A 14,514-nucleotide genomic window follows, 5' to 3' on the forward strand; every position below is an offset into this window, starting at 1 on the left:
CCGTCAGCCGTTGACGGCGGGCTCGTCGCCCGCCGGTCGTTGGTGGTGAGTTCGGCGGTGCACCCGGATCTCGTAGACCAGCCCGGCCAGTCCGACGCCGGCGGTGCACGCCGACACCAGGAACAGCAGTGGGCTGATGTTGCCGGTGAGGGCATCGCCCAGGATGACCACCGCTGCCGTCCCGGGGAACACCCCGATCAGGGTGGCCACCGTGTAGGGCAGCAGTCGCACCGCGGAGGCGCCCGCCGCGTAGTTGAGGACGGCGAACGGTACCGCCGGGATCATCCGCATCGACAGCACCGTCACCCAACCGCGGTCGCGCAACCGGGCGTCCAGTGACTCGACCCGGGGGTGCAGGGTCAGGCGGCTGAGTTGCCAGCCGACCGCCCGCACCAGGATGACGGCCAGCACGGCGCTGAGCGTGCTCGCGACGACGGCGATGCTGACGCCGACCAGCGGCCCGAACAGCAGGCCGGCCGCGAGCGTGAAAGCGGTCCGCGGAAACGGGAAGACCGTCATCACGACATGGGCGGCGAAGAAGGCGAGCGGGAACCACGGGCCGGCCGCGGTGGCCCAGTCCCGCAGCTGGATCGCGCTGGGCAACGGCACCAGAAACGCGACTGCGACGAGGATCACAATTGTGGCGGCGATGGCCACCACACGACGGCGGGGCAATTGAGTGGCCGTCGACGTCACCGCGGTCCAGACCGTGCGCAACGTGGTGGCGACGGGTTTCACGTCTCCCAACCCTACGGGGCATCGGGCGCTGTTGCCGCCAACGCTACTGCTCAGTAGCTTTTGCCCGCCGTACGCTGCCGTGATACCGATCATTTAGCCTCAGGTGAAAGAGGCCAGTCACAGCTGGCTAATCTAACTAAGTCAGACAACGCTTTTTAACCCAGGAGCCGCGAGTGTCCTCGAGCGTCATTGAATCGGATCGCGAGCGCTGGCGCTCCGGTGTCGCCGGCGTGCTGGCGAAGAGCTTGCGGCGCGACGCCGCGGATCTGCCCGCCGAACCGGAGCGGCTGCTCGACTCGCCGACCTATGAAGGTTTCCCGGTCCGGCCGCTCTACACCGCCCTGGACGGGGTGCCCGAGTCGCCGCTGCCCGGGCAGTGGCCGTTCGCCCGCGGCGGGGATGCCCGCCGCGATGTGCTCAGTGGCTGGAAGGTCGCCGAACAGTTCCCGGCAGTCGCGTCCGGTACCTCGGAGGCCAACGGTGCACTACTGCTGGCGCTGACCGAGGGCACCAGCGCGCTGGTGCTGCGGGTCGGTTCGGCCGGGGCGAGCGCAGCGACGGGGAATGATCCAGCCGGGGTGGCACCGACCGAACTGGCAGACCTGCTCGACGGGGTGTACCTCGATCTGGTGCCGGTGGTGCTGGACGCGGGCGCGGACTACGTCGCCGCCGCCGACGCCGTGCTGGCGCTCATCGCCGACTTCGACGACGAACAACGCGCCAGGGTGTCCCTGGATCTAGGCGCCGACCCGTTGACGGCACCGCTGAGCGGACGTCCCGCGGCCGGCATCGACGATGTCACCGCGATCGCCGCGCGGACGGCCGGTCAGACCGGGGTGCGGACCGTGACGGTCGACGGTCCCGCGCTGCACAACCTGGGTGCCAGCGCGTCCTGGGAGCTGGCCGGGGCCATCGCGGCCGGGGTGAGCTACCTGCGGCTGCTGACCGAGGCCGGACTGAGCGTCTCCGATGCCCTGCGCCAGATCAGCTTCCGCTTCGCCGCCGACGACGACCAGTTCATGACGATCGCGAAACTGCGCGCCGCGCGCCGATTGTGGGCGCGGGTGGCCGAGGTCGCCGGTGACGGATCCGCCGGCGCCGCCGTGGTGCACGCGGTCTCCTCGGCGCCGATGATGAGCCGGCGCGATCCCTGGGTGAACATGCTGCGCACCACGCTGGCGGCGTTCGCCGCCGGTGTCGGCGGCGCGGACACCGTCCTGGTGGCGCCGTTCGATGCCGCCATTCCCGGTGGATTGCCCGGCACCGCAACCAGTTTCACCCGCCGTATGGCCCGCAACACGCAGCTGCTGCTGCTGGAGGAATCCCACCTCGGCCGGGTGCTCGACCCGTCGGCCGGGTCGTGGTTCGTCGAGGACCTGACGGCGCAGCTGGCCGAGCAGGCCTGGGCGCACTTCCAGGATCTGGAGTCCCGTGGCGGATTCGTGGACGCGCGCGATCACCTCAGCGAGCAGATCGCCGCGGTGCGGGACACCCGCGCCGATGACATCGCGCACCGCCGGACCTCGCTCACCGGGGTCAACGAGTTCCCGAACCTGGGGGAGAAGCCGCTGCCGCAGTCGGATGAAGCCACCGGCATCGTGCGGTACGCGGCCGGGTTCGAGGCACTGCGGGACCGCTCGGATGCCCACCTGGCCGAGCACGGGAAACGGCCCGAGGCGGTGCTGCTGCCGCTGGGCCCGCTGGCCGAGCACAACATCCGGACCACCTTCGCCGCGAACCTGCTGGCCTCCGGCGGCATCGAGGTCGTCAATCCGGGCACGGTCGACGCGGCCGCGGTCGCGGCGGCCGTCGACGGCCACCGCGCCGTGGTGATCTGCGGCACCGACGCCCGCTACGGCACCGAGGCGGAGGCCGTCGTCGCTGCCGCACGCGATGCCGGCGCAGCGCACATCTATCTCGCCGGACCGGAGAAGGCCATCGGGGAGGCCGTTGCGCGTCCCGACGAGTACCTGACCGCGAAGATCAACGCCGTCGAGGCGCTGGCGACCCTGCTCACCCGTTTGGGGGCCTGAATCATGACTGCATCCGACATCACCGAGACCCCCGCTGCGATCGGCAGTTTCGCCGACATCCCGTTGCACGGCGAGGACGCCGGGCAGACGCCGACGCCGGAAGCGGTGACCGAGCAGGTCGGCGTCGCCGCGGCCGCGCACGGCTACACCCCCGAGCAGCTGGTCTGGTCGACCCCGGAGGGCATCGACGTCAAGCCGGTGTACATCGGCGCAGATCGCGATGGCGCGGTCGCGGCGGGCTACCCGCTGGACAGTTTCCCGGGTGAGCCGCCGTTCATCCGCGGCCCGTACCCGACCATGTACGTGAACCAGCCGTGGACCATCCGCCAGTACGCCGGCTTCTCCACCGCCGCCGAGTCCAACGCGTTCTACCGGCGAAATCTGGCCGCCGGTCAGAAGGGTCTGTCGGTCGCCTTCGACCTGGCGACCCACCGCGGCTACGACTCCGATCATCCCCGGGTCGCCGGCGATGTCGGAATGGCCGGTGTGGCCATCGACTCGATCCTGGACATGCGCCAGCTGTTCGACGGGATCGATCTGGGCACCGTCTCGGTGTCGATGACGATGAACGGCGCCGTGCTGCCGATCCTCGCGCTCTACGTCGCCGCCGCCGAGGAACAGGGTGTGCCGCCGGAGAAGCTGGCCGGGACCATCCAGAACGACATCCTCAAAGAGTTCATGGTCCGCAACACCTACATCTATCCGCCGAAGCCGTCCATGCGGATCATCTCCGACATCTTCGGCTACACCAGCACCAAGATGCCCAAGTACAACAGCATCTCGATCTCGGGGTACCACATCCAGGAGGCCGGTGCCACGGCCGATCTGGAGCTCGCCTACACGCTGGCCGACGGCGTCGAATACATCAAGGCCGGCCTCGATGCCGGGCTGGACATCGACAAGTTCGCGCCCCGGCTGTCCTTCTTCTGGGGCATCGGGATGAACTTCTTCATGGAGGTCGCCAAGCTGCGCGCGGGCCGGCTGCTGTGGAGCGAGCTGGTCGCGCAGTTCGATCCGAAGAGCGCGAAATCCCAGTCTCTGCGCACCCATTCGCAGACCTCGGGCTGGTCGCTGACCGCCCAGGACCCGTTCAACAACGTGGCCCGCACCTGTATCGAGGCGATGGCCGCCACCCAGGGTCACACCCAGTCGCTGCACACCAATGCACTCGACGAGGCGCTGGCGCTGCCGACCGACTTCTCGGCCCGCATCGCCCGCAACACCCAGCTGCTGCTGCAGCAGGAGTCCGGTACCACCCGGCCGATCGACCCGTGGGGCGGCTCGTACTACGTGGAATGGCTGACCCATCAGCTCGCCGAGAAGGCCCGCGCCCACCTCAAGGAGGTCGCCGAGTACGGCGGCATGGCCCAGGCCATCGGTGAGGGCATCCCGAAACTGCGCATCGAAGAGGCCGCCGCGCGGACCCAGGCGCGCATCGATTCCGGTGCCCAGCCGGTCATCGGCATCAACAAGTACGCGGTGGCCGAGGACCAGGAGATCGAGGTCCTCAAGGTCGAGAACAGCCGGGTGCGCACCGAGCAGCTGGCCAAGCTGGCCCAACTGCGTGCCGACCGTGACGAGGCGGCCACCCAGGCGGCACTGGCCGAATTGACCCGTGCCGCAGGCGAGAACGTGGCCGCCGGGGAGGACGGGCTGGGCAACAACCTGATGGCGCTGGCCATCAACGCCGCCCGGGTGCACGCCACCGTCGGCGAGATCTCCGACGCCCTGGAGAAGGTCTACGGCCGGCATCAGGCCGAGATCCGCACCATCGCCGGGGTCTACCGCGACGAGGTCGGGAAGGCTGGGAATGTGGCTACCGCAACGGATCTGGTGGAGAAGTTCGCCGACGCCGATGGTCGCCGCCCGCGCATCCTGGTCGCCAAGATGGGACAGGACGGCCACGACCGCGGGCAGAAGGTGATCGCGACCGCCTTCGCCGACATCGGTTTCGACGTCGACGTCGGCTCGCTGTTCTCCACCCCCGACGAGGTGGCGCGCCAGGCCGCCGACAACGACGTGCACGTCGTCGGGGTGTCCTCGCTGGCCGCCGGACACCTGACGCTGGTGCCCGCTCTGCGCGACGCGCTGGCCGAGGTGGGCCGCCCCGACATCATGGTCGTGGTCGGCGGTGTGATCCCGCCCGGTGACTTCGACGAGCTCTACGAAGCCGGCGCGACCGCCATCTTCCCGCCGGGCACCGTGATCGCCGATGCCGCCATCGGCCTGCTGCACAAGCTCGCCGACCGACTCGGCTACACACTGAGCTAGATGAGCCCTTCAGTGGCCGAGCTGGCCGCGGCGGTACGCGGTGGGGACCGCTCGGGTCTGGCGCGGGCGATCACCCTCGTCGAGTCGACGCGTACCGATCACCGGCAGAAGGCCCAGGAATTGCTGCTGGAGCTGATGCCGGAAGCGGGCAGTGCCGTCCACGTGGGCATCACCGGTGTGCCGGGCGTCGGGAAGTCGACGACCATCGAGGCGCTCGGCATGCACCTGATCGAAGCCGGGCACCGGGTGGCCGTACTGGCCGTCGATCCGTCCTCGACGCGCACCGGCGGATCGATCCTCGGGGACAAGACCCGGATGGCCAAGCTTGCTGTGCACCCGGACGCCTATATCCGTCCGTCACCGACCTCGGGCACCCTCGGCGGGGTGGCCCGCGCGACGCGCGAGACGATCGTGCTGCTGGAGGCGGCCGGATTCGACGTCATCCTCGTCGAGACGGTGGGCGTCGGGCAGTCCGAGGTGACGGTGTCCGACATGGTGGACAGCTTCGTCTTCCTGACCCTGGCCCGGACCGGCGATCAGTTGCAGGGCATCAAGAAGGGTGTCCTCGAGCTCGCCGATGTGGTGGTGGTCAACAAGGCCGACGGGGAGCATGCGGTGGAGGCCAAGGCCGCCGCGCGTGAACTGACCGGTGCGCTACGCCTCATCTACCCGCGCGAAACTCTTTGGCGGCCACCGGTTCTCACCATGAGCGCGTTGACCGGCGATGGCCTTGCGGAGCTGTGGGAAACCGTCGAGAAGCATCGCAAGGTGCTGACCGATGCCGGCGAGTTCGATGCCCGACGCCGCAAACAGCAGGTGAACTGGACGTGGGCGATGGTCCGCGACACGGTGCTGGACCGGGTGCTCAGCAATCCCGAGGTCAAGCGCATCCGCGCCGAGCTGGAGCGTCAGGTGCGCGATGGTGAGCTGACTCCGGCGCTCGCGGCCCAGCAGATCCTCGACGCCGCAGACGGGTGAGCTGGGCAAGGTTACCGTTTCGGGAACCGGCCTGGTCTTACGGATAGGTAACGCCCCTCGCTAGTTAGCCAGACGGCGAGGTAAATTGGTTTGACTGTGACCTACGCAATAGATGGTGAGCGCAGCGCGGCGCGCACCGAGAGCGGCAATAGCGCGGCGACCCCTGATGACTGCACGCTGCCCCACGGGGTTCAGGGTGCGGCCGACCCCAACTTCGCGTGCGCCGTGTCGGCGTTCTCCAAGCTGTTCGGTCACCGTCGGTTCGGCGGCGGCGCGCTGTCGGTCTATCTGGACGGCGTACCCGTCGTCGACGTCTGGACGGGCTGGGCGGACCGCAAGGGCAGGCAGCGCTGGACGGCCGATACCGGCGCGATGGTGTTCTCCGCGACGAAGGGGATGGCCTCCACCGTCATCCACCGCCTGGTGGACCGCGGGCTCATCGATTACGACGCACCGATGGCCGAGTACTGGCCGGAGTTCGGCGCCAACGGCAAGGCCGCGATCACGGTTCGTGAGGTGCTGCGGCACCGGGCCGGCCTGTCCCAACTCAACGGGGTCAGCCGGGCGGATCTGCTCGACCACGCCAAGATGGAGGAGCGCATCGCCGCCGCGCCCGCCGGGCTGCTGCGCGGGCGCCCGGCGTATCACGCGGTGACCTACGGCTGGCTGGTCTCCGGTCTGGCCCGCTCGGTGACCGGCCTGGGGATGCGCGAGCTGTTCCGCAGAGAGCTGGCGGCGCCCCTCGGTGTCGACGGTATGCACCTGGGCCGTCCGCCGGTGGCGGCACCGACACAGCCGGCGCAGATCATCGGCCCGCAGCGGCACCTGCAGAATCCGATCTTCAACGCGGTGGCGCCCCATCTGGCCGCCTTGCCGCTGTCCGGCGGACTCGGCGCGCTGTACTTCCCCGGCATGAAGTCGATGGTGCAGGGCGACACCCCGCTGCTGGACAGCGAGATGGCGTCGGCCAACGGCGTCGCGACGGCGCGGGCGCTGGCCCGGATGTACGGCGCGATCGCCAACGGGGGAGACCTCGACGGCACCAGGTTCCTGTCCCGTGATCTGGTGGCCGGCCTGACCGGCCCGCGGAGTCTGCATCCGGACGGCTCGCTCGGTCTGCCGATGGCTTTCCACCTCGGCTACCACTCGCTGCCGTTCCCCGGCGTGCTGCCGGGCTTCGGGCACGTCGGGCTGGGCGGCTCGCTCGGCTGGGCCGATCCGGCCACCGGACTTGCCTTCGGCTACGTGCACAACCGTCTGCTCACCCCGCTGGTGGTCGCCGATCAGGCGGGCTTCGTCGCGACCGCGGCGTTCATCCGGCGCGGCGCGGCGCGCGCACGCGATCGTGGTTTCCAGGCGGTTCCACGGCTGGGAGCCGCCTTCGCGAGGCCCTCCGCAGAGGCTGTCTGACCCCCTTTCCGGAGGGTCATTTCGGTTGCCGAAAGTTTTGCTTGCCCCCGCAAATATGCAGGTGGTACCGCCGGTTGCAGGATATTGCTGGGGGTCTCGATAGTTGGCTGTGCCATTGCTGTGCAACGCCTCCCGAAGCGGAACTCCGGCTGGTCGCGCAAGGAATGGTCGCCGCACCCGCACGCGTGGTTTCCGTTACCCATCTTTGAATTGCCAAAAGACCCGTCACGTCCTGGGCGGCCGCCGCGAAACCGCCCCGCGCGAAGGCGGCCTTCCTTACTCTGGGGTAGTTGTTACGCGTGTTTCCAGTGCTAGTGACGCCGAGGAGGTGAACCTGTGAGTCGGCTGGACGGCGATGTGGGCCTCCGGGCTGACGTCACAGCGGTTGATAAGTTTGCCAAACTTGTTTGCTGAGCTGAGGTCTGGCTAATACCCGACTTGACAAGGTGAGCCGCGTCACATTTACTAAAACGTCAATAAGACAATGGATCCGCAGGTTGCGGCACTATCGGGAAGTTGCTGGATGTCGAGGATGTAGCTGGTGTAGCCTGCGCGTCGCGGCTCTTGAAGCTGTAGAGTCCTCAGTGGATTTGCTCAGTTTTTAACGCCATCGTCAACGGAGACGACTACGCTACCGACTCACGGACGAGTCTCAGCAAGGTGCGGGAAGGGAAACAGGGCCTGCGCGCAAAGGCGCCCAAGGTAGTCCCCACGCCGCAGACTTGCTTGCTCGGTCCAGCAGTACCCGCCTGGAAGAGGTTTGAACTACGTGGTTGAGACACCTGTCACAGCGGTCGCCGTCATCGGGATGGCGTGCCGATTGCCTGGCGGAATCGACTCACCTGACCAGTTGTGGCAGGCGCTGCTGAACGGTCAGGACTTTGTCACCACGATCCCGGAGAGCCGCTGGGATGCCGACGAGTACTACGACCCCGAGCCCGGTGTCCCCGGCCGCTCGGTGTCCAAGTGGGGCGCCTTCCTCGACGACGTAGCGGGCTTCGACGCCGACTTCTTCGGCATCAGCGACCGCGAGGCCACCGCGGTCGACCCGCAGCACCGGCTGCTGCTGGAGACGGCCTGGGAGGCCATCGAGCACGCCGGTGTCGATCCGGCGTCCCTGGAGGGCTCTCGCACGGGCGTGTTCATGGGCCTGACCCATGGCGACTACCAACTCGTCGCGGCCGACGCCCACGCCATCGAGGGCCCCTACGGCTTCACCGGCAACAACTTCAGCCTGGCTTCCGGGCGCATCTCCTATCACCTCGGTGCCCGCGGCCCCGCCTTCTCGGTGGACTCGGCCTGCTCCTCGGGTCTGCTGGCCCTGCACATGGGCGCCAGGAGCCTGCACGAGGGCGAGAGCGACATGGTGCTCGCCGGTGGCGTGAACATCGTGCTGGAGCCCCGCAAGCTGTCCTCGGGTTCGGCCCAGGGCATGCTCTCGCCCACCGGCCACTGCCATGCGTTCGACGCCGCAGCGGACGGCTTCGTCCCCGGCGAGGCCACCGGCGTGGTGCTGCTGAAGCGACTCGCCGATGCCGAGCGTGACGGCGACCGCATCCTTGCGGTCGTCCGCGGCACCGCCGCCAACCAGGACGGCCACACCGTCAACATCGCCACCCCGTCGCGTGACGCGCAGGTGGCCGTCTACCAGGAAGCGCTGGCCGCCGGCGCGATCGACCCGGCGACCGTCGGGCTGATCGAGGCGCACGGCACGGGCACCCCGGTCGGCGACCCGATCGAGTTCTCCAGCCTGGCCGCGGTCTACGGCGCCAGCGGGCCCGTCGCACTCGGCTCGTCCAAGACCAACTTCGGACACTCCCAGTCCGCATCGGGCACCATCGGCCTGATCAAGAGCGTGCTCGCCCTGCAGCACGCCACGGTGCCGCCGAACATCCACTTCACCCGGCTGCCCGACGAGCTCGCGAGCATCAAGACCGACCTCTACGTCCCGACGTCCCCCGCCCCGTGGCCGGCCGGTGCGCAGCCCCGCCGCGCCGCGGTCTCCGCCTACGGTCTGTCCGGCACCAACGTGCACGCGGTCCTGGAGGAAGCCCCGGCCGCCGCGGACACCAGCGCCGCCGCCGAGGGACCGCAGATCTTCGTGCTGTCATCGACCTCGGCCGAGGGACTGCGCAGTACCGCGGGACGGCTGGCCGACTGGGTCGCCGAGCGCACCGACACGCTGAACCTGCACGACCTGGCCTACACCCTGGCCCGCCGCCGGGCACACCGCCCGGTGCGCACCACCGTGCTGGCCCACGATCACGCCTCCCTCATCGAGGCGCTGCGCGAGGTCGCCGACGGCGAGACGCCCTATCAGGGTGCGGTGGCCAAGGACGATCGCGGCCCGGTGATGGTGTTCTCCGGCCAGGGCTCCCAGTGGGCGGCGATGGGTGCCGGCCTGCTCGAGAGCGAACCCGCCTTCGCCGCGGCCGTCGCCGAGATCGAACCGCTGATCGCCGCCGAGTCCGGCTTCTCGGTCACCGAGGAGCTGCGTTCCTCGGTCACCGTGACCGGCATCAACAAGGTGCAGCCCACCGTCTTCACCATGCAGGTGGCGCTGGCCGCGACGCTCAAGGCCTACGGCGTGCTGCCCGGCGCGGTCATCGGCCACTCGATGGGCGAGGTCGCCGCGGCGTTCGTCTCCGGTGTGCTGACGCTGGAGGACGCCGTCAAGGTGATCTGCCGGCGGTCCAAGCTGATGGCCACCATCGCCGGTTCCGGCGCCATGGCCTCGGTGGAGCTGCCCGCCCAGCAGGTGCTCTCCGAGCTGGCCGCGCGCGGCATCAACGATGTGGTGCTGTCGGTGGTCGCGTCGCCCAAGTCGACCGTCGTCGGTGGCGCCAAGGAGTCGATCCGCGAACTGGTGGCCGACTGGGAGAGCCGCGACGTGATGGCCCGTGAGGTCGCCGTGGACGTGGCATCGCACTCGCCTCAGGTCGATCCGATCCTCGATGACCTGGCCGACGCGCTGGAGGATCTGGACCCGTCCGAGCCGAACGTCGAGTACTACTCGGCCACGCTGTACGACCCGCGCGACATCGCCGACTGGGACGCCGACTACTGGGTGGACAACCTGCGCCACGCGGTGCGCTTCGCCGCTGCCGTGCAGGCCGCCCTGGAAGACGGCTACCGGGTGTTCACCGAGCTGTCCCCGCACCCGCTGCTGACCCACGCCGTCGACCAGACGGCCAGCAGCCTCGACATCAGCCACGCCGCGCTGGCCAGCGTGCGCCGCGAACAGGAAATGCCGTACGGCCTGCGCGGGGTGCTCGCCGACCTGCACAACGCGGGCGCCCAGATCGACTTCTCGGTGCTGTACCCGTCCGGCAACCTCGTCGACGCCCCGCTGCCGACCTGGACGCACCGCGAGCTCATGCTCGTGCGCGATCCGCACGAACTGGCCCCCGGCGGCGCCACCATCGCCGTGCATCCGCTGCTGGGTGCGCACGTGCGGCTGCCCGAGGAGCCCGAACGCCACGCCTGGCAAGCCGACATCGGCACCGAGACCCAGCCCTGGCTGGGCGACCACCAGGTGCACAACGTTGCCGCGCTGCCCGGTGCCGCCTACTGCGAGATGGCGCTGGCCGCCGCGCGCACCGTCCTCGGTGACACCGGCGAGGTGCACGACATCAGCTTCGATCAGCTGCTGCTGCTGGAGGACACCACCGAGGTCTCCGCGGCCGCCACGGTCACCGGGGCCGGTAGCGCCCATTTTGCGGTGGAAACCTACCTGCAGGGCGAGCAGGTCAAGAGGGCCTCGGCCGCGCTGCGTACCGGCGAGGACGAGAACGCGCCCGCCGCGGTGGACATCGATGCCGTGATCGCTGCGCACCCGCTGCGCATCGACGGCGCCGAGATGCGCGGCTGGTACAACCAGCGTGGCGTCCAGTACGGCCCGGCCTTCGCCGGTCTGGTGGCGGTCAACGTCAGTGACACCAATACCGGCGACAACGCCGGTGGTCCCTCCGACTCGGTGCTCGCCGAGGTGGCGCTGCCCGGATCCATCCGGTCCCAGCAAGGCGCTTACGGGGTGCACCCGGCGCTACTGGACGCCTGCTTCCAGGCCGTCGGTGCCCATCCGGTGCTGCGCAGCGACACCACCGGCACCCTGATGCTGCCGCTGGGTGTGCGGCGCCTGCGCGCCTACGGCTCCACCCGCAACGCGCACTACTGCTACGCCCGCATCGTCAGCGTCACCCCCGCCGCGGTCGAGGTGGACCTGGACCTGCTCGACGAGAACGGCGCTGTGCTGCTCGCCGTCGGTGGTTTGCGCGTCGGCACCGGCGTCTCCGACAGCGGCCAGCGTGATCGCACCTTCAGCGACCGGCTGCTGACCATCGAGTGGCGTCAGCAGGAACTGCCCGAGGTGGACTACCACGATGCCGGCCGCTGGCTGCTGATCAGCACCTCCGATGCCGCCGATCTGCTGGCCACCAAGCTGGCCGACGCGCTCAAGAGCCACGACATCGACGTCACCACCATGGTGTGGCCGCAGCACTCCGACCACGACGCACATGCGGCACGCCTGCGTGAGCAGTTGGCCGCGCAGCAGTTCGGCGACGTGCTGGTGGTCACCCCGCCGCGGCACGGTGTCACCGACGAGCAGTCCGGTGTGCGTGGCGGCGACAACGTGCGCCACCTGGTGAAGATCGTGCGCGAGCTGCCGGAGACGCCGGGGGAGGCGCCGCGGCTGCATGTCCTGACCCGCAACGCCCAGACCGTGCTGTCCGACGATTCGGCCAACCTCGACGAGGCCGGTCTGCGTGGTCTGGTGCGGGTGATCGGCACCGAGTTCCCGCAGCTGAAGACCACCCAGATCGACGTCGATGACTACACCGACGCCGCGCAGATCGCCGCGCAGCTGGTGTCGGGTTCCGACGAGGACGAGACCGCCTGGCGCGGATCCAAGTGGTACGTCGCGCGTCTGGTCCCCGGGCCGCTGCGCCCGGAGGAGCGGCGCACCACGGTGGTCAACCCGGCCCGTGAGGGGATGCGTCTGCAGATCCGCACGCCCGGTGACATCCAGTCCCTGGAGCTGGCCGCCTTCGAGCGGGTCGCGCCCGGGCCCGGGCAGATCGAGGTCTCGGTCACCGCGTCCAACCTGAACTTCGCCGACGTCCTGGTGGCATTCGGCAAGTACCCGAGCTTCGAGGGCCGGATGCCCAAGCTGGGTGCGGACTTCGCCGGTGTGGTCACCGCTGTCGGTCCGGGTGTCACCGGCCACAAGGTGGGCGACCGGGTCGGTGGCATCTCCGCCGACGGCGCCTGGGCGACGTTCGTGACCTGTGATGCCAACCTGGCCGTCACGCTGCCACCGGGGCTGCCGACCAATCGTGCCGCCGCGGTGCCCAGCGCCCATGCCACCGCCTGGTACAGCCTGCACGACCTGGCCCGGATCACCGCCGGTGACAAGGTGCTCATCCATTCCGCCACCGGCGGTGTGGGACAGGCGGCCATCGCCATCGCGCGGGCCGCCGGCGCCGACATCTACGCCACCGCGGGCAGCGAAGCCCGGCGGGAACTGCTGCGCGGCATGGGCATCGAGCATGTCTACGACTCGCGCAGCACCGCCTTCGCCGACGAGATCCGCCGGGACACCGACGGCTACGGCGTGGACATCGTGCTGAACTCGCTGACCGGCGCGGCCCAGAAGGCCGGCCTGGAACTGCTGTCCTTCGGCGGCCGGTTCGTCGAGATCGGCAAGCGCGACATCTACGGCGACACCCGGATGGGGCTGTTCCCGTTCCGCCGCAACCTGTCGTTCTACGCCGTCGACCTGGCGCTGCTGTCGCTGACCAACTCCGACACCCTGCGGCGCCTGCTGGAGGTCTGCTACCAGCAGATCGCCGACGGCGTGCTGCCGCTCCCGGAGACGACGCACTACCCGCTCGAGGACGGCGCCACCGCCATCCGCGTGATGGGTGCCGCCGAGCACACCGGCAAGCTGGTGCTCGACATTCCGCACGGCGGTCAGATCAACGCGGTCGTGCCGCCCGAGGAGGCGCAGGCGGTCCGTCGCGACGGCGCGTACGTCGTCACCGGTGGTCTCGGCGGTCTCGGTCTTTTCCTCGCCGAGAAGCTGGCCGATTCCGGCGCCGGACGGATCATCCTGAACGGCCGCTCGGCACCGTCCGCCGCCGCCAAGGAGGTCGTGGAGCGGATCCGTCGTGCCGGCACCGAGGTCGAGGTCGAACTCGGGGACATCGCCGAGCCCGAAACCGCCGAGCGACTGGTCGTGGCGGCCTGTGCCACCGGCCTGCCGTTGCGCGGTGTGCTGCACGGCGCCGCCGTCATCGAGGATGCCGCGATCCCCAACATCACCGATGAGCTGGTGGAACGCGACTGGGCGCCGAAGGTCTACGGTGCGCTGAACCTGCACCGGGCGACCACCAAGCAGACCCTGGACTGGTTCTGCGTGTTCTCCTCGGCGGCCGCACTGGTCGGCTCCCCGGGCCAGGGTGCCTACGCCGCCGCGAACAGCTGGCTGGACGCGTTCACGCACTGGCGTCGCAGCCAGAGCCTGCCCAGCACGTCGATCGCGTGGGGCCCGTGGGCCGAGATCGGCGCGGGTGTGGCACTGGCCGAAAGCAGCGAGGCAGCGATCGCACCGGAGGAAGGTGCCTTTGCGTTCGAGACCCTCCTGCGGCACGATCGTGCCTACAGTGGTTACGCGCCCGTGGTCGGCACACCGTGGCTGGCCGCGTTCGCTCAGACGAGCAAGTTCGCCGAGGCGTTCCAATCGTCGGGGCAGCGCAACACCGGCAGCGTATTCCTTGCAGAGTTGCATGAGCTGCCGCGGGACGAGTGGCCGGCGCGGATGCGCCGGATGATCTCCGAGCAGATCAGCCTGATCTTGCGCCGGTCGGTCGACCCGGACCGCCCGCTCGCCGAGTACGGGCTCGATTCGCTCGGCACGCTCGAAGTACGCACCCGCATCGAAGCGGAGACAGGTATTCGTATCGGATCGACAGATATTTCCACGATCAGGGTGCTCGCGGATCGCTTGTGCGATGTGCTGGCACCTGACGAAGTATCGGTTCCGTCGTGATCACGGGTTGCGCAGCGTCGCTCAGCACGGGGT

General features: G+C 69.4%; 6 protein-coding genes. 5 read left to right on the forward strand and 1 reads right to left on the reverse strand.

Annotated elements, in window-relative coordinates:
* Nucleotides 1-3 precede the first annotated feature (3 nt).
* On the reverse strand, nt 4-738 hold the full coding sequence (locus ASE48_RS01000) for a TVP38/TMEM64 family protein (RefSeq protein WP_057165136.1): 735 nt from the start codon (nt 736-738) through the stop codon (nt 4-6).
* Between the two features lie 173 nt (nt 739-911).
* Here ASE48_RS01000 and mutA point away from each other — a divergent pair, with 173 nt between their 5' ends.
* The 5 genes from mutA to pks2 all read left to right on the forward strand — a co-directional run bounded on the left by mutA (nt 912) and on the right by pks2 (nt 14,481).
* The gene (mutA, locus tag ASE48_RS01005) at nt 912-2,771 is read left to right on the forward strand and encodes a methylmalonyl-CoA mutase small subunit (protein WP_057165137.1); all 1,860 of its coding nucleotides are present in this window, start codon (nt 912-914) and stop codon (nt 2,769-2,771) included.
* Nucleotides 2,772-2,774: 3 nt separating this feature from the next.
* Nucleotides 2,775-5,042, forward strand: coding sequence for a methylmalonyl-CoA mutase (gene scpA / locus ASE48_RS01010; protein WP_057165138.1), 2,268 nt, complete (start codon nt 2,775-2,777; stop codon nt 5,040-5,042).
* Entirely contained in the window at nt 5,043-6,020 is a 978-nt protein-coding gene (gene meaB, locus ASE48_RS01015; protein WP_057165139.1) for a methylmalonyl Co-A mutase-associated GTPase MeaB, read from the forward strand.
* A gap of 96 nt (nt 6,021-6,116) precedes the next feature.
* On the forward strand, nt 6,117-7,430 hold the full coding sequence (locus ASE48_RS01020) for a serine hydrolase domain-containing protein (protein WP_057165140.1): 1,314 nt from the start codon (nt 6,117-6,119) through the stop codon (nt 7,428-7,430).
* A 769-nt stretch (nt 7,431-8,199) separates the two neighbouring features.
* Nucleotides 8,200-14,481, forward strand: coding sequence for a sulfolipid-1 biosynthesis phthioceranic/hydroxyphthioceranic acid synthase (gene pks2 / locus ASE48_RS01025; protein WP_057165561.1), 6,282 nt, complete (start codon nt 8,200-8,202; stop codon nt 14,479-14,481).
* Nucleotides 14,482-14,514 lie beyond the last annotated feature (33 nt).

Origin of the sequence: Mycobacterium sp. Root265 (assembly GCF_001428895.1) — a bacterium.
GTDB lineage: Bacteria > Actinomycetota > Actinomycetes > Mycobacteriales > Mycobacteriaceae > Mycobacterium.

Coding starts and splice junctions, on each gene's coding strand:
- scpA (WP_057165138.1), top strand. CDS start 2,775: ATGACTGCATCCGACATCACCGAGACCCCCGCTGCGATCGGCAGTTTC.
- meaB (WP_057165139.1), top strand. CDS start 5,043: ATGAGCCCTTCAGTGGCCGAGCTGGCCGCGGCGGTACGCGGTGGGGAC.